Here is a 23,934-nt window from a genome sequence, read left to right on the forward strand (position 1 = left end):
TCAGGACTCCATGGCCTTGACGAGCGAGGCGGGCCGCAGGTCGGTCCAGTTGGTCTCGACGTATTCGAGGCACTCCGGACGCGAAGCCGGGCCGAACTTCGTGGTCCAGCCCGCCGGGACCTCGACGAACTCGGGCCACAGGCTGTGCTGCCCCTCGTCGTTGACCAGCACCAGGTACGTGCCGTCGGGGTTCTCGAACGGGTTCGTCATGCCTTGTTCTCCTTCTGTGTATCCGATGAATCCAGCGAGTCCGCCCGCCGCGTGAGCGCGTCCAGCGCGGCGAACCAGTCCTCCGCCAGCTCCCGCACCGACCCTTCGGTCAGCACGGCCTCCGGCCAGGACCAGTGCGCGCCCAGTTCGGGGCCGCCGGGGCGGTCCTCGGTCAGGGCGTTGATCGTGAGCGCGTGCGAGACCGGCATCTCCTCGTCCGCCCCGAGTTCCGCCGCCTCGGCCTCCGCCGCGTACGACCAGTCGGTCGCCTCCGGGACACCGATCCGGCCCAGGTAGTTGAACTCGATCTGCGGCTTCGCGAACTTCGCCAGCTCGGGACCGGTGCGCGGGTCGAGGTACCGGAGCACGCCGTGCCCGATCCCCCCGTCCGGCAGCCCGTCGAGATGGGCCCGGACCCGTTCCAGCGCGACACCCGCGGCGGCCCCGCCCGCGAACGCGTCGTCCAGGTCCAGCTCGCCCAGGTCGAGGCATACCGGGACGACGCTGGTGAACCAGCCGACCGTCCGCGAAAGATCGGCCCCGCCCGCCAGGTGCTCCTCACGGCCGTGCCCTTCGACGTCGACCAGCACCGCCCTGCCCTCGTCCCGGCGCCACCGGGCGACGGCGAGCGCGAGGCCGGTGAGCAGGACGTCGTTGACCGTCGCCCGCAACGCCGACGGCACCCGGGTCAGCAGGGGCGCGGTCCGCTCCGCGGGCAAGGTCAGCGCCACCTTCTTCACGGTTCCCTGCACGTCCCGCGCCGGGTCGAGCGGCCGGTCCAGCGGGATCGGGTCCGCACCGGCCAGCACCGACTTCCACAAATCCAGCTCGCCATCCCGCTTCCGTGCGGTCAGCGCCTGCGACCACCGCCGGAAGGAGGTGTCCACAGAGGACAGCTCGGGCACCCGGCCGAGCGCGACGGCTGCCCAGGCGGAAGCGAGGTCCGGCAACAGGATCCGCCACGAGACACCGTCGACGGCCAGGTGGTGGATCATCAGCAGCAGCCTGCCTGGTTCCGAGGATCCGGCGTCGAACCACGTCGCGCTCAGCATCACGCCGGCGTCCGGGTCCAGCCGGGCCCGCGTCGGCTCCGCGTGCCGCTCGATCAGCGCGAACAGGTCGCCGCCCCCGGCGTCGACCCGGTCGACCCGGACCTCGACGGAGTCGGCCACCCGGAGCGCCCAGCCGTCCACCGACCGGTCGAGCCGCGCGCGCAGCATGTCGTGTCGCGCGACGACCGCGCCGAGCACGGTCTCCAGCTGCGCGCCGGTCATCCCGGACGGCGTCCGCAGCAGCGCGGCCTGGTGGTATCCGGCGATCGGCCCGCCCAGTTCCCGGAGCACGTGCATGATCGGCGTGAGCGCGACCGTGCCGTCGTCCTCCAGGCTCTCGGCGACCTCGGCCAGCGCCGCGACCGTCCGGCCCGCGAACACGTCGTGCGGCGTGATCTTCAGTCCGGCCGCACGCGCCCGGCTGACCAGCCGCATGGCGACGATGCTGTCCCCGCCGAGGGCGAAGAAGTCGTCGTCGGCACCGAGTTCCGGTACGTCGAGCACCTCCGCGAACAGCGCGCACAAGGTCTTCTCCCGCACCGTCTCCGGCGCCCGGCCACCGGCCAGCTCCGCGTAGTCGGGCGCGGGCAGGGCTTTGCGGTCCAGTTTCCCGTTGGACAGCACAGGAAGCGCGCCGAGCGTGACGAACGCCGCCGGGACCATGTAGTCCGGCAGCGCCTCGGCAGCGAACCTTCGCAGGTCCTCTCGGTCCACAGTGGACACCACATAGGCCACCAGCTGCTTGACCCGCGGGCGGTCCTCGCGCACCAGGACGACGGCCTGCGCGACCTCGTCGTGCCGCTCCAGCACGGCTTCGACCTCGCCGGGTTCGATCCGGAACCCGCGGATCTTCGCCTGGTCGTCGGCGCGCCCGCCGAAGTCCAGCCGTCCGTCCGCGGTCCACCGGGCGAGGTCGCCCGTGCGGTACATCCGTGCGCCCGCCGGACCGAACGGATCGGCCACGAAGCGTTCCGAGGTCAGCGCCGCCCGCCCGAGGTAACCGCGGGCGAGACCGGCACCGGCGATGTACAGCTCACCGGTGACGCCGGGCGGCACCGGCCGCAGTGCCGCGTCCAGCACGTAGGCGCGGGTGTTCGCGACGGGACGGCCGACCAGCGGCTTCTCGCTGTCCCCGATCCGCGCGACCAGTGCGTCCACTGTGGACTCCGTCGGTCCGTACAGGTTGAACGCCTCGGTCCCGTTCAAAGTGGCCAGGCGGCGCCACAGGCTCTCCGGGACAGCCTCGCCGCCGACACCGATCACGGCCAGCGGGCACCGGTCGCCGTCGAGCAGGCCGGCGTCCGCCATCTGCGCGAAGAACGACGGCGTGACCTCGATGAAGTCGAAGCCGTCCCGCTCGATCATCGCGGCCAGCAGTTCGGGGTCGCGCCGGGTCTCCTCGTCCACGATGTGCACGGCGTGCCCGTCGAGCAGCCACAGTTGCGGCTGCCAGGACGCGTCGAAGGAGAACGACCACGCGTGCCCCACCCGCAGATGCGGCTTGCCGGTGGCTTCGACCGCGGGCCGGTGGAGGGTGGCGCGGTGGCTGTGGAACAGGTTCACCACCCCGCGATGCGGGACGACGACCCCCTTGGGCGTTCCCGTCGAACCCGACGTATAGATCACGTACGCCGGATGTTCCGGGACGAGCGGCCGGATCCGGTCCCGGTCGGTCAGGTCGTGCCCCTGCCGGTCCTCGGTGACGAGCGCGCACAGCGCGAGCGTCTCGATGCCGGTCCGCGGCAACGACTCCAGCAGCTCGGGTTCGGTCAGGATCAGCTTGGGCCGCGCGTCGGCCAGCATCGCCGCCAGCCGCTCGGCCGGATAGTCCGGGTCCAGCGGCAGGTACGCCGCGCCCGCCTTGTGGACGGCGAGGATCGCCAGCAGCACGTCCGCCGACCGCGGCAGCGCCAGCGCGACGAAGTCCTCCGGCCCCACCCCGTGGGCGACCAGCGCCCGGCCGAGCCGGTTGGCGCGCTCGTTCAGCTCCGTGAAGGTCCAGGTGACGTCGCCGGACACCACCGCCACCGCACCGGGCGAACGCCGGACCTGTGCCTCGAAGAGACCGGCCACGGTGGACGGCTCGACGGTGAGCCGCGTTCCGTTCCCCTCGCGCAGGATCCGGTCGAGTTCGGCCTCGGCCAGGATGTCGACCCTGCCGACCCGCCTGTCCACATCGGACACCATCGCGGTCAGCACCCGCTCCATCGCGACCGGGAGTCGTTCCGCCAGGCCGTCGTCGAACAGATCGGCGCGGTACTCGGCGGTGAGCTTCAGCCGCGTGCCGGGTTCCACCGCCCAGGTGAGCGGATAGTGCGTGGAGTCCTCGTGGCGCACGATCTCCCCGCGCAACCCGGCACCGGCCTCGTCCTCCTCCGCGCCCGGATAGCTTTCGAACACCATCAGCGTGTCGAACAGCTCGCCGAGCCCGGCGCCGCGCTGGATGTCCGCGAGACCGAGGTGCTGGTGCGCGATCAGGCCGGACTGCTCGTCCTGGACCCGGTCGAGCAGCGCTCCCAGCTTTTCGGCCGGGTCCAGCACGATCCGCACCGGGAGGGTGTTGATGAACAAGCCGATCATCCGCTCGACCCCGGCCAGTTCGGGCGGCCGCCCGGCGACGGTCGCGCCGAACACGACGTCCGTCCGGCCGGTCAGCCTGCCGAGCACGATGCCCCACGCGGTCTGGACGAGGGTGTTCAGCGTCAGCCCCCGTGCGCGGGCCAGTTCGGCCAGCGCGGCGGTCGCCCGCTCCGGTAACTCCAGGGTCCGGCGGTCCGGCAAGGCCGGGACGCGCTGCGGGTCGTGCGGGACGAGGTGGGTCGGCTCGGTCAGCCCGTCGAGTGCCTGCCGCCAGGCGGACTCCGCCGCCTCGCGATCCTGGTCCCCGAGCCACGCGAGGTGGTCACGGTACTGCCTGGCGGGCGCCGGGTCCGCGCCCGCGTAGAGCTGGGACAGCTCCGCGAACAGTTGCGGCACCGACCAGCCGTCGAGCAGCACGTGCTGGTGGGTGAACACCAGCCGGTGCCGCCCTTCCGGCAGGGCCAGCAGCAGGAAGCGCAGCACCGGCGCGGCCGCCGGATCGAAGCGGCGCCGGTCGTGGGCCGGCTCGGCCTCGACGGTGTCCGCGGCTTCCACGAAGCGCCAGGGCACCGTGACCGAGCGCGCCACCAACGCGACCGGACGGCCGGAAGCCAGATAGCGGTAACCGGTGCGCAGCACGGCGTGCCGGTCGACGAGTGCCTGAGCGGCGTCACGCAGGCGGTCCGGGTCGAGCGGTCCGTGGAGGTCGAACGACACCTGGACGGTGTAGACGTCCGGGCCGTCACCGTCCATGGTCGCGTGGAAGAGCAACCCGGCCTGCAGCGGCGTCAGCGGCCACACCTCGGCCGTGTCGGGGGCTGCTTCGAGGATCTCGGCGCGTTCGCCGTCGTCGAGTTCCACCAACGGCTTCCCGCTCGACGCCGAGGGCGCGTCCAGCCGTACCGCGCTGACCTCGGCCAAGGCCGCGACGGTGCGATGCCGGAAGACATCGCGGGGGCTGAGCAGGAGCCCGGCGCTCCGCACCCGGCCGACCAGTTGCATCGCGACGATGCTGTCGCCGCCGAGGCGGAAGAAGTCGTCGTGGACGCCGACCCGCTCCAGCCCGAGGACACCGGCGACGAGCGACGCGAGCAGCTCCTCCCGCGGCGTCCGCGGAGCGTCGTCGGACACGGCCTCGGCGAAGTCCGGGGCGGGCAGTGCCCTGCGATCGAGCTTCCCGTTGGGGGTCAGCGGGAACTCGTCGAGGACGACGAACGCCGACGGCACCATGTACTCCGGCAACGCGGACTCCGCGAGACGCCGGAGGTCTTCGACGTCGGCAGCTCCGGCCAGGTAGGCGACGAGCCTTCCTTCCCGCAGGACCACCCGCGCCGGGACCCGCCGGGAGAGCACGGACTCGATCTCGCCCAGCTCGATCCGGAATCCGCGCAGCTTGACCTGGTCGTCGATCCGGCCGAGGTACTCGAGCGCGCCGTCGGCCCGCCACCGCGCGAGGTCACCGGTACGGTACATGCGCTCCCCCGCGTCGAACGGGTTCGCCACGAACCGTTCCGCGGTCAGACCCGCCCGCCCGAGATAGCCACGCGCGAGCTGCGTGCCCGCCAGGTACAGCTCACCGGCGACACCGGGAGGAACCGGCTGGAGCCGGGCATCCAGGACATAAGTGCGGGTGTTCCACACTGGACGTCCAATGGGGACAGTGCCGTCGACGACCTCCCAGGAGGTCACGTCCACTGAAGCCTCGGTCGGCCCGTAGAGGTTGTGCAGCGGGACGTCCACGCGGGCGGCCAGTTCCGGCGGGAGCGCCTCACCACTGCACAGGACCCGGCGGACGCCGTGCCAGGCCGGCTCTTCGGCCAGGAACGCCTCCAGCATCGAGGGGACGAAGTGCAGCGTCGTGATCCGCTGGTCACCGATCACCGACTCGAGGTAGCGGGGATCCCGGTGGCCGTCCGGTTTGGCGACCACCAGGGTCGCGCCGGTGATGAGCGGCCAGAAGAACTCCCACACCGACACGTCGAAACTCGACGGCGTCTTCTGGAGAACCCTGTCGTCGGCGGTCAGACCGTACTCATCCTGCATCCACAGCAGACGGTTCACGATGCCCTCATGGGGCACCACCACGCCCTTGGGACGCCCGGTCGAACCCGACGTGTAGATCACGTACGCCGGGGATTTCGGATCGACGACGCGGCCGAGATTCCCGTCGGGGTGACCGTCGAGTTCAGGTAGCTCGTCGAGGACGACCGCCGGGGCCGCGTCTTCGAGCATGTAGGCCAGCCTGTCGGCCGGATAGTCCTTGTCGAGCGGAAGGTACGCGCCGCCCGCCTTGTGGACCGCGTACAGGGCGACGACCAGATCGATCGAGCGCGGCAACGACACCGCCACCACCGAGTCCGCACCCACACCCTGCTCGACCAGCCACCGCGCCAACCGGTTCGCCCGCGCGTTGAACTCGGCATACGACAGCTCCGTGCCCTCGAACACCACAGCGGGAGCATCCGGTGTCCGCGCCACCTGAGCCTCGAACAACTCCGGCAACGTCGCCGCCGGAACGTCGTGCGCGGTGTCGTTCCAGCGCGCGAGCTGACCGCGCTCGTCCTCGTCGACGACGTCGAGCGCGCCGACCGGGATCGCGGGATCGGCGGCGACCTGCTCCAGGACCGCGACCAGCCGCCGCCCGATCGCCTCGGCCGTGGCGTGGTCGAACAAGTCCGCGCTGTACTCGATCGCGCCCGAGATCCTGTCGGCGTTCTCCAGGAAGCCGAATTCGAGATCGAATTTGGCGATCCCCTGGGCGAAGTCCTCCTGCTCCGCGCGGAGACCGGACAGCGCCAGGCCGTCGCCCGATGCGGGCAGGTAGACCACCATCACCTGGAACAACGGGTGCCTGGCCAGCGAGCGTTCCGGATTGACCGCGTCGACCAGGCGCTCGAACGGCAGGTCCTGGTGTTCGAACGCGGCCAGGTCCGCCGCCCGCACCCGGCGGAGCAGGTCGCCGAACGCCGGATCGCCGGAGAGATCGGTGCGCAGCACGAGGGAGTTCACGAAGAAGCCGACCAGCGGCTCCAGGCGTTCGTCGGTGCGCCCGGAACTCGGCGCGCCGAGCGGGATGTCGTCCCCGGCGCCCAGCCGGTGCAGCAGGGCCGCGACCGCGGCCTGCGCCAGCATGAACATGCTGACGTCGTGCCGCCGGGCGACCTCGCGCAGGCGTCCGCTGAGTGAGGCGTCGATCGGGAAGGTGACCAGGCCGCCTCGGTGACTCGACTCCGCCGGGCGCGGCCGGTCCGACGGCAAGGCCAGCTCGTCCGGCAGTCCGGCCAGCGTCTCCTGCCAGAACTCCAGGTGGCCGGACGCCGTCGCATCGAGCAGCTCCCGTTGCCACAAAGCGTAGTCCGCGTACTGGACGGGTAGCTCTGTCCACTGTGGAGCTTCGCCCGCCAGCCTTGCTTCGTAGGCCGTGGCGAGGTCGGCCATCAGCGGTCCCTGCGACCACTCGTCGGTCGCCACGTGGTGCACCACCAGCAGGAGAACGTGTTCCTTCGGCGAGACCGCGAACACGGTGGCCCGGATCGGGAGTTCCTCGTCGAGGGCGAATCCGCGTCCGGCTTCCGCCGACAGCTGGGCGGGGAGATCCTCGGCGACGACGAACGCGACCTCCGGCCGCGCGTCGGTCAAGATCCGCTGCGCGGCGACGCCTTCCTCCTCGGCGAACACCGTCCGCAGGGTTTCGTGCCGCTCGACGACGTCGCCGATCGCGGCACGCAGCGCGTCCGTGTCCAGGTCTCCCCGCAGGCGCCAGGCGAGCGGGATGTTGTAGGTGGGCGTGACCCCTTCGAGCCGGTACAGGAACCACAACCGTTGCTGCGCGGGGGAAAGCGGCAGCACGTCCGGACGCGGACCGGCACCGAGGACCGGCCGGGCCGTCGGCTCCGCGAGCCGTGCGGCCAGCCCCGCGACGGTGGGGGCGTCGAAGACGTCACGGACCGAGACCGTGGCGTCCAGGCCGGCCGGGATCCGGCTGATCAGGCGCATCACCAGCAGCGAATGCCCACCGAGCGCGAAGAAGTCGTCGTCGATGCCGACCCGCTCCACGCCGAGCACGTCGGCGAACAGCGCGCACAGCGCCTCTTCCCTGGCATTCCGCGGTTCCCGGCCCTCGGTGGTCGTGAACTCGGGCGCGGGCAGTGCTTTGCGGTCGAGTTTGCCGTTCGGGGTCAGCGGGATCTCGTCGAGGACGACGAACGCCGACGGCACCATGTGTTCCGGCAGCTTCGCCGCCACGGCCTCGCGGAGCCCGTCCACGGAACCGACGACGTAGGCCACCAGCCGGTCTTCCCGGGCGACGACCACGGCACGCGTGACGGAACCGGACGCGGTCAGCGCCGCCTCGACCTCGCCGAGTTCGACCCGGAAACCGCGGATCTTGACCTGGTCGTCGACCCGGCCCAGGAATTCGAGGACACCGTCGGCGGACCAGCGCGCGAGGTCGCCGGTCCGGTACATGCGCTCCCCCGCGTCGAACGGGTTGGCCACGAACCGTTCCGCGGTCAGCCCCGGCCGGGCCAGGTACCCGCGGGCGAGCTGCACCCCGGCGAGGTACAGCTCACCGGGGACACCCGGCGGGACCGGGTTCAGCCGCGCGTCCAGCACGTACGTCCGCGTGTTCCACACCGGACGCCCGATCGGGACGGACGGCGTCGTCTCGGCACCGGCCCGCCAGGCCGTCACGTCGACGGCCGCTTCCGTCGGGCCGTAGAGGTTGTACAGCGGGACGTCCACGCGAGCGGCCAGCTCGGACGGCAGGGCCTCGCCGCTGCAGATCACCCGGCGCAATCCCGCGCAGCTCGCGGTTTCGAGGAACAGCGCCAGCATCGACGGGACGAAGTGGACGGTGCTGATCCCGGCCGTGCGGATCAGTTCCGCCAGATAGACCGGGTCCTTGTGCCCCTCGGGTTTCGCGACCACCAGCGTCGCGCCGGTGAGCAGCGGCCAGAAGAACTCCCACACCGACACGTCGAAACTCGACGGCGTCTTCTGCAACACCCGATCGTCGGCCGTCAGACCGTACTCGTCCTGCATCCACAGCAGACGGTTCACGATACCGGAATGCGGCACCACGACGCCCTTGGGACGACCGGTCGAACCCGACGTGTAGATCACGTACGCCGGAGACGAGGGATCCACGACCCGACCCAAGTTCTCAGGCGAATAGCCGTCCAGGCCGGGCAGTTCGTCGAGGACCACCGCGGGAGACGCGTCTTCGAGCATGAAGGCGATGCGGTCCGCCGGGTAGTCGCTGTCGACCGGCAGGTACGCGCCCCCCGCCTTATGCACGGCATACAGCGCGACGACCAGATCGATCGACCGCGGCAGCGACACCGCCACCACCGACTCCGCACCCACGCCCTGTTCGACCAGCCACCGCGCCAGCCGATTCGCCCGCGCGTTGAACTCGGCATACGAAAGCTCGGAGCCCTCGAACACCACAGCGACAGCATCCGGCGTCCGCGCCACCTGAGCCTCGAACAACTCCGGCAACGTCGCGACCGGGACCTCACGAGCCGTGCGGTTCCAGCCGGTGACACGCGCGAGTTCGTCCCCGACGAGGACGTCGAGGGTGGCGACCGGCCGGTCCGGCGCGGTGGTGACCTGGTCCAGCAAGGACTTGAGCCGGGCGAGCAAGCGGCCCGCCGTCGCCGCGTCGGCGAGGTCTTCGGCGTACTCCAGCATCAGCGTGGCGGTGCGCTCGTCGTCGACCATCGTGAAGTGCAGGTCGAACTTCGCCATCCCGGTGTCCATCTCGAACCACTCGGCGGGCAGGCCGAGCACGTCGTGGGCACCGCCCTGCCGGTGATAGCCCACCATCACCTGGAACAGCGGGTTGCGGCCCGGCACGCGGGGCGGGTTCAGCTCCTCGACGACGCGCTCGAACGGCAGGTCGCCGTGCGAGAACGCGGCGAGGTCCGCCTCGCGCACCCGGTCGAGCAACTCGGCGAACGTCGGCTCGCCCGACAGATCGGTCCGCAGTACCAGGGTGTTCACGAAGAACCCGACGAGCTGCTCTAGTCGTTCGTCAGTACGTCCTGCGATCGGGGCACCCAGCGGGATGTCGTCCCCGGCGCCGGTCCGGTGCAGCAGGGCGGCCACCGCCGCCTGCAGCACCATGAACGGGCTCGCCCCCGCTTTCGCCGCCAGGGCACGCACAGCGGCCGACAGCTCGGGTGACAGCGGGGACTTCACCTTCCCGCCCCGGCCGATCGGGCGGAGCGGGCGCGGGCGGTCCAGCGGCAGGGTCAGCTCGTCCGGGGCGCCGCGCAGGGACTCCGCCCAGAAGGCGACCTGGCCGGCACCGTGCTGTTCGAGGAAGTCCTTCTGCCACAGTGCGAAGTCGGCGTACTGCACGGGAAGCTCCGTCCACACTGGAGCCTCGCCGCCGAGCCGGGCCTGATAGGCCGCGGTCAGGTCGCCCAGGAACGGCCGGTCCGACCATTCGTCGGTCGCGCTGTGGTGCAGGACCAGCGAGATCACCTGGTCCCGCGCCCCGAGCCGCAGTACGCGCAGCCGGACCGGGATCTCGCGCGCCAGATCGAAGGGTGTCCGCGAAAGCTCGGCGACGCGGGCGTCCAGCGTGGCCTCGGCGCACTCCTCGACGGCGAACGGGATCTCCGGCGCGTCGAGAACGCGCTGGCAGGGTTCCCCGTCGTACTCCTCGATGACGGTCCGCAGGACCTCGTGCCTGCCGAGGACGTCGCCCAGTGCGGCGCGCAGCGCGGCGAGATCCAGTTCGCCGCGCAACCGGAAGGTCAGCGGGAAGTTGTAGGCGACCGCGTTCGGTTCCATCCGGTCGACCAGCCAGAGGCTGCGCTGGGCCGACGAAAGCGGGATCCGTCCGGGACGCTCGGCCCGGACCACCGCGGGCCGCGCCGGTTCACCGCCGCCCGCGCGGGCGGCCAGTTCGGCGACCGTCGGCGCCTCGAAGAGGTCACGGATCGCCAGTTCGGCGCCGAGTTCGGTCCTGGCCCGGCTGATGAGCCGGGTCGCGAGCAGCGAATGACCGCCGAGGTCGAAGAAGTTGTCCTCGACGCCGACGCCGTCCAGCCCGAGGACCTCGGCGAAGAGCGCGCACAGCGTTTCTTCCTCGACGGTCTCGGCCGGGCGGCTTTCGGTGAGCCGCACCGCGGGATCGGCGTCCGGCAGCGCCCGCACGTTGAGCTTGCCGTTGTCGGTCAGCGGCAGGCTGCCCAAGGTGACGAACGCCGCCGGGACCATGTAGTCCGGCAGTTCCGTCTTGAGCCGGTCACGGAGACGCTGCACCAGTTCGCCGCCGCCACGCGCGGACGTCGGGCTCGTGGCGTACTTGGCCAGGTTCGTCCCGGCCGAGACCGGCCGGTGCACGTCGGTGATCAGCGCGTCCGTCTGTCCCTTGTGGACGAACACGGCCTCGAAGGCACCATCCGCGGACCAGGTCGTGTGCACCCGGTGGCCGAGCCGTTCCCCGAGTTCGTGCACGTCCTCGGGTTCGACGCCCTCGGCAGCACGGAAACGGGCGAGGACGTCGATGAGCGGCGCACCGGCGTCCAGCGCCCGGGTCGCCTCGACCTCGGGCAGCTGGCGGGCGTCCGGGATCCGGCACACCCGCAGCATTTCGGTCTCCGCGAGATGCCCCTCCAGCTCGGCGAGCGAACCGACCTCGTCCCACGGCAGGCGCGGGGCCTGGGCGACCGAGAAGACCTCGGCCGGCTCCTTCACCAGGACCGCGTCGTAGCGGTACCGGCTCAGCTCGTTGTGCAGCCTCGCCCGTTTGATCCGGACCTGGGCGGCGACCCCGGGCAAGCGCCGCGCGAGCGCGGTGAAGTAGTCCGGGTCGATCAGCAGTTCCTTCTCCAGCGCGGCGCCGCGTTCGATCGCCCGCCGTACCTGGGCGACGTCGGAGGTGGCGTCGGCGCGGGTGAGCTGGATCGCGGTGTGGAAGGCGCGGGCGAGGCGCAGGTTCCGCACGTCACCGACGAACAGCGCGCCCCCGGGCGCGAGCAGGCCGAGGGCCTGGGTGAGCACGCCGGTCAGGTAGTCGACGCTCGGGAAGTACTGGATGACGGAGTTGATCACGATCGTGTCGAACCGCCCGGCGGGCAGGCCGTCGAAGACGTGCGCCGGCTGGGCGCGCAGGTTCACCTTCGCCGCCAGCGCCGGATCCCGCTCCAGTTCGCGGTTCAGCTTCGCGATCACCGGCGCGGCGAGGTCGGTGCCCCAGTATTCCCGCGCGAACGGCGCGATCTGCCCCATCAGCAGACCCGTGCCGACACCGATCTCCAGCACTCGCTCCGGCTTCAGCTCGGCGATGCGGTCGACGGTCGCCCGCCGCCATTCCCGCATGTGCTCCAGCGGGATCGGCTCCCCGTCGTAGCTGGAATCCCAGCCCGCGAAGTCCTCGGTGAACAGCGCGGTCGGGATCTCGGTGTACTCGTCGGAATAGATCTGCCGCCATTCGCCGACCTGGTCGGCCTCCGCCTCGGCCCGCGCGTCCCCGCTCAGTTCGGCCGGGACGACGTAGCCGATGAGCCGCTGCAGCCCGGGCGCCGACGGGTCGGGCCGCGCGATGACCGCGGCCTGCGCGACTTCCGGGTACCGGCTGAGCGCGGTCTCGATCTCGCCGAGTTCGACGCGGTAGCCGCGGATCTTGACCTGGTCGTCGGTCCGCCCGAGGAAGTCGAGGTTCCCGTCCGGGCGGCGGCGCACGAGGTCGCCGGTGCGGTACATCCGCCCGCCGCCGCCGGAGAACGGGTCGGCGACGAACCGTTCGGCGGTCAGGCCGGGGCGGCCGAGGTACCCGCGGGCCAGGCCCTCGCCCGCGATGTAGAGCTCACCCGCGACCCCGTCCGGGACCGGCCGGAGCCAGGCGTCCACGATGTAGGCGCGGGTGTTCCAGATCGGCTTGCCGACGGTCGGGGTGTCGCTGTCGGTCGTGCCACCGCCGAGGGTGTTGATCGTGTACTCGGTCGGGCCGTACAGGTTGTAGCCGTAGGTCCCGTCGGTGTCGCGCAGCCGGTTCCACACCGACTCCGAGACCGCCTCGCCGCCGAGCAGGACGAGCGCGGGCCGGTGCCGCCCGTCCCCGTCCTCCAGCAACCCTTCCTCGATCAGCAGGTGGGCGTAGGTCGGGGTCACGTTGACGACGTCGACCTCGTGCTCGTCGCAGTACGCCACGAGCGCCCGCGCGTCCCGCCGCAGTTCCTCGTCGCAGACGTGGACCTCATGGCCTTCGACGAGCCACAGCAGCTCTTCCCACGACATGTCGAAGGCGAACGACACGGTGTGCGCGATCCGCAGCCGCCGCCCGCCCGCCGACGCGATGGCGGGCGCGAAGATGGCGCCCTGGTGGTTGAGCTGCATGTTCGTCAGGCCGCGATAGGGCGTGACGACACCCTTGGGCTTGCCTGTCGAGCCCGAGGTGTAGATGACGTACGCCGGATGCTCCATGCGGTTCGCGCGGCCGCGGGCGAACAGCGGGCGTTCGGCGTCGGAGATCGGGCCGTCGCCGAACGCCCTGTCTTCGTGGTCGTCGACGAGGATCCGCGGCGTCGGGCCGGGCAGTGTCGCCGAGACGTCCTTGGTGGACACCAGGCACAGCGGTGCCGCGTCCTCCAGCATCACCGCGAGCCGGTCGGCCGGGTAGTCGAGTTCCAGCGGCAGATACGCCGCGCCGGTCCGCAGCACGGCGAACAACGCGACGACCATGTCGATCGAGCGCGGCAGGCCGAGCGCGATCACCTGTTCCGGCTCCGCGCCCTTCGCCAGCAGCAGGCGGGCCATCCGGTTGATCCGCGCGTCGAGTTCGGCGTAGGTCAGCTGTTCCTCGCCGAACACCAGGGCGGTCGCGTCGGGAGTCCGCTCCGCCTGGACGGCGAGCAGGTCCGCGATCGTGTCTTCGATCACCGGATGCTCGGCTTCCGCCCAGCCCGCCTCCAGCGCGGCACGGTCCTCTGTGGACACAGTCGCGAGCGCACCGACGGGCTTGGCGGGGTCGTCGACGATCTGCTCGACGAGTGAGGTGAACCGGCCCAGCACGGACGCGGCCTGGGCGGCGTCGATCACGTCGTCCCGGTAGGACAGCGTGATCCGGAGTTCCTCGCCCGGCGTCACCACCAGTGTGAGCGGGTAATGCGTCGCGTCGATGTTGAGCAGGTCGGTGATGCCGTGGCGATGGCGGAGGCCGTCGCGACGCTCGTCGCCGTCCGCGTTGCGCAGTACGAAGAGCGTGTCGAACAGGACTCGATGCCCGGCTTCCCGTTGCAGGACGCCGAGGCTCATGAACTCGTACGGCGTCAGGTCCATCCGCTCGGATTGCAGGCGCCGCACCAGGTCCAGGACGGACTCGCCCGCGTCGAGCCGCACCCGGGTGGGCACGGTGTTGAGGAACAGGCCGATGGTGTTCTCGATGTCGGGCACGGCGGCGGGCCTGCCCGCGACGGCGGCGCCGAACACGACGTCGTGCCGCCCGGTCATGGTCGAGAGGACCACGCCCCAGGCGGCGTTCAGCACGGAGTTGACGGTCAGGCCGTGCCGCCGGGCCTGCTCGCGGAGGCCGCGGCTCAGCTCGACGGGCAGCACCGTGTCCAGGTTGACCGGCGTGGCCGGGACCAGGTCCTGACCGTCCGGCCCGATGACGGTCGGCTCCGCGAGCCCGGACAGCGCCTCGCGCCAGGCCTCCGTCGCCGACTCGATGTCCTGCCGGTCCAGCCAGCGCAGGAAGTCCACATAGGACCCCGGCGCGGGAAGCGTCCGGTCGTCCCCGCCGAGGTCGTACAGCGCGAACAGCTGCTCGATGACCAGCCAGGCCGACCAGCCGTCCCAGAGCAGCAGGTGGCGGTTCAGCACCACGCGATCGCGTCCGCCGCCGAGCCGCACCAGCTTCAGGCGGAACAGCGGCGGGGCGTCGAGGTCGAACCGTGTCGCGCGGTCCTCGGCCATCAGGTCTTCGAGCCGGGCCCGTTGTTCGTCCTCGGGCAGCTCCGAAAGATCCACTTCGGACAGTGGGGGTTCGACGTCCGCCGCCACGAACTGGACCGGCCCGCGCAGTCCCTCGCTGGTGAACCCGGCTCCGAGGCTCGGGATCCGGCGCAGCAGCGCGGACACCGCCGCCCGCAGGCGGTCGGCGTCGAGGCGGTGATCGAAGTCGATCGCCTCCTGGATCGTGTAGATGTCCACCCGGTCGGAGTTGTAGCTGGAGTGGAAGAACAGGCCTTCCTGCAGCGGCGACAGCGGCCAGATGTCGGCGACCGGCACCGGGCTGGACCGCTCGACGCGCGCGATCTCCTCCTGCGTCAGCGACACCAGTTCCAGATCGGACGGCGTGAGCCCCGCGGGCGCGCCGGTGTCCGCCGCCGCGAGTTCCGCCAGGGCGTCCGCCCACCGATCGGCGAGGGCGACCGCCCCGGCCGGGCCCGCGAACGTCGCCGTCAGCCGCGGCCCGTTCCCGGTGTCCTCACAGGCGACGCCGATCCGCAGGACGTGGTCACCCGGCGGCGGGACCGCCACGTGTCCGTCGACCTGCCACTCCCCTGGTCCGGCGGGGACACGCCCGTCGTACCGCAGGGCGATCCGCGGCCGTGCGAGCCCGGTGAACAGCGACACGGTCTGCGCGTTGAGGTACCGCAGCGGGCCGTAGCCCCCGGGCGTCGCCCGGACGGTTTCCTTGACGGCCTTGAGCATCGCCAGCGGCGCACCGGTCGCGGTGAGGCGCACCGGACGCACTGACGTCAGGGCACCGACGGTGCGCGGGGCGTCGGCGACCCGCTCGTGGACGTCGACGAGGAGGTCACCGTCGACGGCGGCCTTCAGCGCCGCCAAGAGGACGTCGGTCACGTCGCCGTGCACGGCGGCGGGCAGCGGGCCGACGAGCGCGCGGCTGTCCTCAGTGGACAGGGCGATCCGGCGTTCGGTGATCTCGCCCGTGGCGGGAACCTCGAAGGCGCCGGGGGCCAAGACCGCGGCCCAGTGGTCGATTTCGCCGAGCAGGGCGGGGTCCTGCGCGTTCGTGGTGATCCGGCGCGCGATGGTCCGCAGCGACGTCTCCACCGGCGTGAACGCGGAGGCGTCGCCTGCGGTCACGGTTCGCCAGGCGAGCGCGAGATCGGCGGCGAGCGCCGGCCAGCTCCGCGCGTCCAGCAGGACCGGATGCGCGACCAGGAGCAAGCGCCCGGGTTCGTCGAACCAGACCGCCTGCAGCAGGCTGTCGGTGAGCCGTCCCACCGCGTCCCGGTAGCCGTCCTCGAGGGACCCCGTCGCGCGACGGAGCAGGTCCGCGGCCTGGACTGTCCCTTGTGGACGGACTTCGAGCGACCACAACACCGACGCGACCCGCGTCAGCGCGAGCCGCAGGCCGTCGTGGTGGTCGAGGACCAGTTGCAGGGCCGCGGCGAGTGTTTCGACGTCGGCCCCGGACGGCGCGGTGAGGACCACGGACTCCGGTTGGACAGCGGAACCCAGTTCACGGAGCCGGAGCACTTCCGGCAGGAGGGGCAGCGCGCCGACCCCCTCGGCGTCGGCCACCGGTCCCGGCTCGGCCCGCGTAGCGGTGGCCGCGAGCGCGGCCGGGGTCCGGAGGGCGAAGACGTCCTTGGGGCTGAGTTCGAAGCCCGCCCGGCGGGCGCGGCTCGACACGGCGATCGAGGAGATGCTGTCGCCGCCCAGCAGGAAGAAGTCCCCGTGGGCGTCGACGGCGTCCAGTCCCAGGACGTCCGCGAAGATCCGCGCGAGCGCCCGTTCCTGCTCGTTCCCGGACGCCACGGCCACGCTCGTGCCGGACTCGGGCGCGGGCAGCGCGCGGACGTCGAGTTTTCCACTGGGAGTCAGGGGGAACTCGTCGAGGACCACGAAGGCCTGCGGGACCATCGGGGCGGGCAACGCCTCGGTCACCCCGGCACGCAGCCGCTCCGCGTTCGCGTCCCCGGTCACGTACCCGACGAGCGTGCCGTCCTTCGCGACCACCGTGGCGGCCGTGACCTCCGGCAGCGCGGCGAGTACGGCCTCGATCTCGCCGAGTTCGATCCGGTTGCCGCGGATCTTCACCTGCCGGTCGGTGCGGCCGAGGTATTCGATCTCGCCGTCGGCGCGGCGCCGGACCAGGTCCCCGGTCCGGTAGAGCCGCTGGCCCGGTTCTCCGAACGGGTCGGCGACGAACCGTTCGGCGGTCAGGGACGGCCGTCCGTGGTAGCCGCGGGCCAGCTGGACACCGGCGAGATACAGCTCGCCCGCCACGCCGTCGGGAACGGGGCGCAGGTAGCCGTCGAGCACGTGCAGCCGCGTGTTCCACACTGGACGTCCGATGGGGACGGTGGTCCCCTCGGATCCGTTGGTGGCGAAGAAGGTCACGTCCACCGCGGCCTCGGTCGGGCCGTAGAGGTTGTGCAGCGGGACCCCGGTGAGCGAGCACCAGCGGGCGGCGATCTCGCCGGTCAGTGCCTCGCCGCTGGAGAACACACGCCGGAGGCTTCGGGTCCAGCCGAGGTCGTCGGTGACGTCCTCGCTGCCCAGGAACGCGGCGAGCATCGAGGGGACGAAGTGCAGGGTGGTGATCTCCCGGTCCCGGATGACCCGCGCGAGATAGGCCGGATCGCGGTGTCCATCCGGTTCGGCCAGCACCACGGCGGCGCCTTCGCACAGCGCCCAGAAGAACTCCCACACGGACACGTCGAAACTCGACGGCGTCTTCTGCAGCACCCGGTCCGACGCGGTCAGCCGGTACTCGTGCTGCATCCAGGCCAGCCGGTTGACGATCGCGCGATGGGTGACCGTCACCCCCTTCGGCCGTCCGGTCGAGCCCGAGGTGTAGATCAGGTAGGCGGCGTCGTCCGCCCTGGCGGGTTCGCCCTGGACATCGCCGGTGACGGATTCATCGGTCACGGAAACCCGCGTCAGCCCGTCGGCGTCGGGGATCCGCGACGCCGTCCCGGGTTCGGACACGACGAGACGCGCGCCGGAGTCGGCCAGCATGTAGCCGAGCCGGTCGGCCGGGTAGTCGAGGTCGATCGGCAGATACGCGGCCCCGGCCTTCAGCACGCCCAGCAGGGCGACCATGAGCTCGGCCGACCGCGGCACGGCGACGGCCACGACCTCGCCCGGGCCCGCCCCGCGTGACCGCAGGGTGCGGGCCAAGGCCTCCGCACGGGCGTCGAGGTCCGCATAGGACAGTTCGGTGTCCTTGAACAGCACCGCCGTCGCGGACGGCGTCCTGGCGACCTGCTCGGCGAAAGCCGCGGCCAGGGTGCGCTCGGGCACCGGATGCGCGGTCGCGTTGAGGTCGGCCAAACGGCCGCGTTCGGCGGGTGACAGCAGGTCGACGGCCGCGACCGGCAGCTCCGGGTTCGCGGTCAGCGTCTCCAGCAGCCGGGCGAAGCGTTCGGCGAGCTGCCCGGCCGCGACCGCGTCGATCCGGGCGGCGTCGAATTTGAGGCTGAACCCCAGGTCTTCCCCCGGTGCCACGACCACCGCGACCGGGAAGTGCACCGCGTCGACGACCTCGACACCGGTGAGGCGGAGGGTTCCGGACGGGTCCACGCGCTCGTCGTCACGCGGGAAGTTCTCGACGACGACGAGGGTGTCGAACAGTTCTTCCTGTCCGGCGCCCGCGATCCGCTGGAGTTCCCCGAGGCCGAGATGCTGGTGGTCCAGCAACGCCGACTGCTCGTCCTGCAGTCGCCGCAGCACGGACGCGACCGGTTCGGCGGCGGACCAGCGCAGCCGCACCGGCACCGTGTTGATGTACAGGCCGACCGCCGACTCGAGGCCGGCCGCACCGGTGTCCCGGCCGGAGACCGTGCTGCCGAACAGGACGTCTTCGCGGCCGGTGAGCCCCCCGAGCAGGAGGCCCCAGGCGCCGTGCAGGACGGTGCCGAGGGTGAGCCCGTGCGCTCGCGCCATCGCGGCCACTCCCGCCGTCGCCCGCGCGCCGAGGTTCAGGTGCACCCGCGACGGCCGTCTCCCGTCCGCGGCCGGTGCTTCGATCAGCCGGGTGGGTTCGTCCACTCCGGACAACGCGGTCCGCCAGGCTTCCCTCGACACCTCGTGATCGCGCGACGCGAGTCGTCGCAGGTGATCCGCGCGGGGGTCCGGTCCCGGCCGCGACGCGTCCGCACCCGCGTATCCGGCCAGCAACTCGCGGAGCAGCACGACGACCGACCAGCCGTCCGCGAGGATGTGGTGGAAGGTGAGCGCCAGCTTGGCCCGGTCCTCGCCGAGCCGGGTGAAGGTCGCGCGCAGCAGGGGCGGCCGCGCGAAGTCGAACCGGCGTGAGCGATCGGCCTCGAAGGCTTCCTCGGCGTCTTCGGCCGCCACTTCGCGCCAGGGCAGTTCGGCGTGCCGGGTCACCACCTGGACGACCTGGCCGCCGTCGAGCTGACGGAAGCCGGACCGCAGGGACGGGTACCGGTCCAGCAAGGCCTGTGCCGAGCGGCGCAGCGCGGCGGCGTCGACCGGTCCTTCGAGGTCGAGCACCTCCTGGACGGTGTAGACGTCGGCGGCCGATCCGCCTTCGAACTCCGCGTGGAAGAAGAAGCCTTCCTGCAGCGGCGTCACGGGCAGGACGTCGGCGTACTCGGCGAGCGTGGCGCGTTCGGCGCCGGTCAGCGTCAGCAGCGGCCGGTCGTCCACAGTGGACTCGCCGGGCACGATGCCCGCGCAGGCGGCCAGCGCCTCGGGGGTCCGGTGCTGGAAGACCTGGCGCGGGGTGAGGGCGAGGCCCTGCTCCGCCGCGCCGAGCACCAGGCGGATGGACAGGATGCTGTCGCCACCGAGGGCGAAAAAGTCGTCGTCGGCACCGGCCGAAGGCAATCCGAGTACCCGCGCGACGACGTCGCACAGGATCCGTTCCCGCTCGGTGCGCGGCGCGCGGCCGGTGGCGGCGGCGCCGAAATCGGGCAGGGGCAGCGAAGTCCGGTCCAGTTTGCCGTTGGGCATGATCGGCAGCCGGTCGAGTTCCACGAACGCCGACGGCACCATGTAGTGCGGCAGCGCCGATTCCGCGTGCGTGCGCAGATCCTTCAGCAGGGACGGAGAGCCATCCGCCTCCGGCACGACGTACGCCACCAGCCGCCGGTCCCCCGGCTTGACCTCGCGCGGCACGACGGCGATCCGCTCGACCCCGGCGTAGGCGGCGAGCGCGGATTCGATCTCCCCCGGTTCGATCCGGAAGCCGCGGATCTTGACCTGGTGGTCGGTGCGGCCGAGGAAGTCGAGGGCGCCGTCCGCACGCCAGCGGACCCGGTCACCGGTGCGGTACATCCGCGCGCCGCCCCCGGCGAAGGGGTCGGCGACGAAGCGTTCGGCCGTCAGGCCGGGACGTCCGGCGTAGCCCCGGGCGAGACCGCGACCACCGACGTACAGCTCCCCTTCGACACCGACCGGGACCGGCCGCAGCGCCGTGTCGAGGACGTAGCAGCGGGTGTTCGGATCCGGCCTGCCGATCGGGATCGGCCCGGTCCAGCCGGGCTCCGCCGCCCACAGCGTCGAGTTCACCGTCGCCTCGGTCAGCCCGTACGCGGCGACGACCTTCAGGTCCTCGGCCCAGCGCGCGATCAGTTCCGGCGGGACGGTCTCGGTGCCGACGATGAGCACCGCGCCCTTCGGCAGTTCGCAGTCCGGTGGCAGCGCCGCGACGAGCGACGGCGGGAGGATCATGTGCGTCGCCTCGTGGGCGGCGATGTAGCCGGTCAGCTCCACGCCCGCGACCCGGCGGTGCGACGGCACCACGATCAGCGTCCCGCCGACGCACAGCGACATGACCAGGTCCCAGACCGTCACGTCGAATCCGGTCGAGGCGAACTGCACGACCCGGCTGTCCCCGCCGATGCCGATCCGTTCGGTCGCCGTGCTGATCAGGCTGCCGATCCCGTCGTGGGACAGGACGACGCCCTTAGGTTTCCCTGTCGAGCCCGAGGTGTAGATGACGTACGCCGCCCGGCTCAGCGCGATCCCACCGACGTCCACAGTGGACGGATCGAGTCCCGCGAGTTCCCCGGCGATCGCGGCGTCGTCGAGCAGGATCCGTTCGACGTCCACTGTGGACGGCAGTTGCGCGGCTTCTTCCTTGGTGGACACCACGATCCCGGCACCGGCGTGCGACAGCATGTACGCGATGCGCTCTTCGGGATGATCGAGGTCGAGCGGCAGATAGGCAGCCCCGGCCTTCATCACGGCCAGGAGCGCGACCACGAGATCGGCCGAACGCGGCATCGCGACGGCGACGACGTCCTCGTCACCGACACCCCGGTTCCGCAGCAGGCGCGCGAGCCGATTGGCGGCGGCGTCGACCTCGGCGTAGGTCAGCCGGACGTCCTCGCAGACGACGGCCTCGGCGTCCGGCTTCCGTGCCACCACCCGGTCGAACGCCTCGGGCCAGGACACTTCCGGCGACTCCGCCGTCGCGGTCCCGAGTTCCAGCACCTCGGCCCGTTCCCCGGCCGTGAGCAGGTCGATCGCGGCCAGTGGCAGCTCCGGCCGTTCCACCATGCCGTCCAGCACCGTGGCGAACCGGCGGCGGTGCTCGGCGAGTTCGGCGTCCGAGGACACGGCCGCGTCGGCGTCGAAGTCGAAACGCAGGCCCCGGCCCTCGCCCGCGTCGTACACGGCGATGGCGACGTCGCTGATCGGACCGAGTTCGAGGTTGTGCACGGTGGCCTTCGCGTCGCCGAACGCGAGTTCGGCGTCCACGGCCATGAAGTTCACGCTCAGCCCGACGAGTTCGTGCACCCCGCCGCTCGCGCCGAGTTCCCGCGCGAGGTCCTCGCCGCGGTATCGGCTGTGCTCCAGCAGCGCGGAGACCTTCTCGGCGACCTGGGCGACCAGCCGCGACGGCGTCGTCTCGGGCCGCACGGTCAGCCGCAGCGGCAGGACGTTGGACACCATGCCCGGCTGCTCGCGCAGCGCGCGGGTGGTGCGCGCGGTGACCGGCAGGCCGAGCACGAGGTCTTCGGAGCCGGTCACGCGGTGGGCGTAGGCCGCCACCGCGGCGATCGCGACCCGGGAGAGCCGCGTCCCGGCGTCGAGGGCGAACTTCCGCAGGCCACCGGTCTTCGCCGCGGGCAGCTCCCACGAGTGGCGCCGCAGCCGGACCGGTCCGGACGACGCGCGTTCGAGCAGCCGCACCGGGTTCGGCCTGCCCGCGAGTTCGCCGAGCCAGTACGCCTGATCGGCCTTCCCGTCGTAGCCGGCCTCGATCAGCCCCGCGAGTGGCCAGTCGACCTCCTCGGCGGTGCCCGAGTAGAGCGCCGCCGCGCGCCGCGTCAGCACGGCCTGGCCGTGCGCGTCCATCACCAGGTGGTGATAGCGCTGGAACCAGCGGACCCGGTCTTCGGCGAGGATCAGCAGGGTGTGCGCGGTGAGCGGGCCCCGGCCGAGATCCGCGACCACGGCCAGTTCCGCCCGCGCCCAGGCGTCGGCCGCCGCTTCCGGATCGGGCTCACCGGCGAAGTCCAGGACGGCGACCTCGGCGGGCGCGGTGGGAAGCTGGCGCGGTTCGCCGTTCTCCACCTCCACCGTGACGTGCAGGCATTCCGCCTCCGCGACCGCCCGCCGGACGGCGTCGGCCAGCCGGGCGACCTCGATTTCGCCCCGAAGCTCCGCGACCCAGCCGATCGTGTAGACCGGATCGGCCGGGTCGAGCTGCTGAGCCAGCCAGATCCCCTGCTGGGCCGGGGTCAGGGGAAAGCCGCGGTTCATCGGGGTTGCCTCCACCGTTCGAAGAGCGTGAAACGTCGTATGCGGTTCAGGCCGGCCCGGTGGCGCTGACCGCGTACTCGGGCCGGGACGCGTCGGCCGCGCGCCGGTCCACAATGGACTCCAGGATCTCGCCGACCCGGACGGCGGTGTTGGACAGCAGCGACGACGTGATGCCGTGCGTGTGCTCGGTACCGCCCTGGAGGTAGATCCCGCCGCGCAGCGCCGGTTCGGTGACGATCCGGTAGTCGCGTTCGACGCGCAGCCTGCCCTCGTCGTCACGAGCGCAGGCGGAGGCGAGTTCGCCGAGCAACGGCGTCGGGTCCGCCGGGCTGTACCCGGTGGCGTACACGACGAAATCGGCGTCGAGCCGGGTCCGCTCGCCGGTCTCCAGCGCCTCGATGGTGACCCGCACCCCGGAGCCGGTGTCGGCGACCTCGGTGGGCCGGGAGACGTTGATCAGCTTCAGGCGCTCGACGCCCTGGACCTTCTCGCGGTAGACGCGGCGGTACAGCTCGTCGATCAGCTCGATGTCCACGGCCGAGTAGTTGGTCGCGCCGTGGTAGCGCATCAGGCGTTCCTTGACCTCTTCCGGCGCCTCGTAGAACCGCCCGACCGCCTCGGGGTCGAAGATGCGGTTGGCGAACGCGCTGTCGTCGGCCGGGCTGTAGCCGTAGCGCGCGAACACCGCGCACACCTCGGCACGCGGGAAGCGGTCGTGCAGCAGGGCGCTGACCTCGGCCGCGCTCTGGCCGGCGCCGACGACGACGAACCGGCGCGGCTCCTCGGCGGCCATCCCCTCGACGCGGTGCAGCAGTTCGCTGTTGTGCCAGATCCGCGTCCCCGGCGTCACCCCTTCGGGCAAGTTCGGCCGCAGCCCGGTGCCCATCACCAGGTTGCGGGCGCGCAGGTTCACCAGTTCGCCGTCGGTGCGGGCGTGGACGTCGAAGAACACGATCTCATCGCCGTCGAAGACGGGCGTCACCGAAAGGACCTCGGTGCCGTAGGAGACCAGGTCGTCGACCTTCGCCGCCGCCCACTCGAAGTAGTCGTGGAACTCGATTCGCAACGGGAACAGGTTCTTGTGGTTGATGAAATCGACCAGCCGGTCCTTGCTGTGCAGATACGACAGGAAGCTGAACGAACTCGTCGGATTCCGCATCGTGGCCAGGTCCTTGAGGAAGGAGACCTGCATGGTGGCATTGTCGAGCAGCATCCCGCGGTGCCAGCCGAAGCGGACCTGGCGCTCCAGGAAGTGGGCCGTGACGGTCTCGGCCCCGGGTGCGGCGTTGTGCTCGGTGACGGCGATGGCGAGCGCCAGGTTCGACGGACCGAACCCGACCCCGACCACGTCGTAGACCGGAACCCGTTCACCGACCACTGCTCGTGCCATCTTGAACCCCTAGCGCGGCTCAGC

Annotated in this window: 3 protein-coding genes; all 3 read right to left on the minus strand. The window is 71.6% G+C overall.

The annotated features are described in order from the left end of the window. The 3 genes from L324_RS07040 to L324_RS07050 are packed head-to-tail and all read right to left on the minus strand — an operon-like array spanning position 1 to position 23,910. On the minus strand, positions 1-210 hold the full coding sequence (locus L324_RS07040; protein ID WP_007029404.1) for an MbtH family protein: 210 nt from the start codon (positions 208-210) through the stop codon (positions 1-3). Next, positions 207-22,535, minus strand: a complete 22,329-nt coding sequence (locus tag L324_RS07045) for a non-ribosomal peptide synthase/polyketide synthase (protein WP_268871890.1) — start codon at positions 22,533-22,535, stop codon at positions 207-209. The genes L324_RS07040 and L324_RS07045 overlap by 4 nt, the downstream gene beginning before the upstream one ends. Positions 22,536-22,566: 31 nt before the next feature. After that, the gene (locus tag L324_RS07050) at positions 22,567-23,910 is read right to left on the minus strand and encodes a lysine N(6)-hydroxylase/L-ornithine N(5)-oxygenase family protein (protein ID WP_037305184.1); all 1,344 of its coding nucleotides are present in this window, start codon (positions 23,908-23,910) and stop codon (positions 22,567-22,569) included. Positions 23,911-23,934 lie beyond the last annotated feature (24 nt).

Source organism: Amycolatopsis orientalis DSM 40040 = KCTC 9412 (assembly GCF_000478275.1).
In the GTDB taxonomy this organism is placed as follows: domain Bacteria; phylum Actinomycetota; class Actinomycetes; order Mycobacteriales; family Pseudonocardiaceae; genus Amycolatopsis; species Amycolatopsis orientalis.

Coding starts and splice junctions, on each gene's coding strand:
- L324_RS07050 (WP_037305184.1), bottom strand. CDS start 23,910: ATGGCACGAGCAGTGGTCGGTGAACGGGTTCCGGTCTACGACGTGGTC.
- L324_RS07040 (WP_007029404.1), bottom strand. CDS start 210: ATGACGAACCCGTTCGAGAACCCCGACGGCACGTACCTGGTGCTGGTC.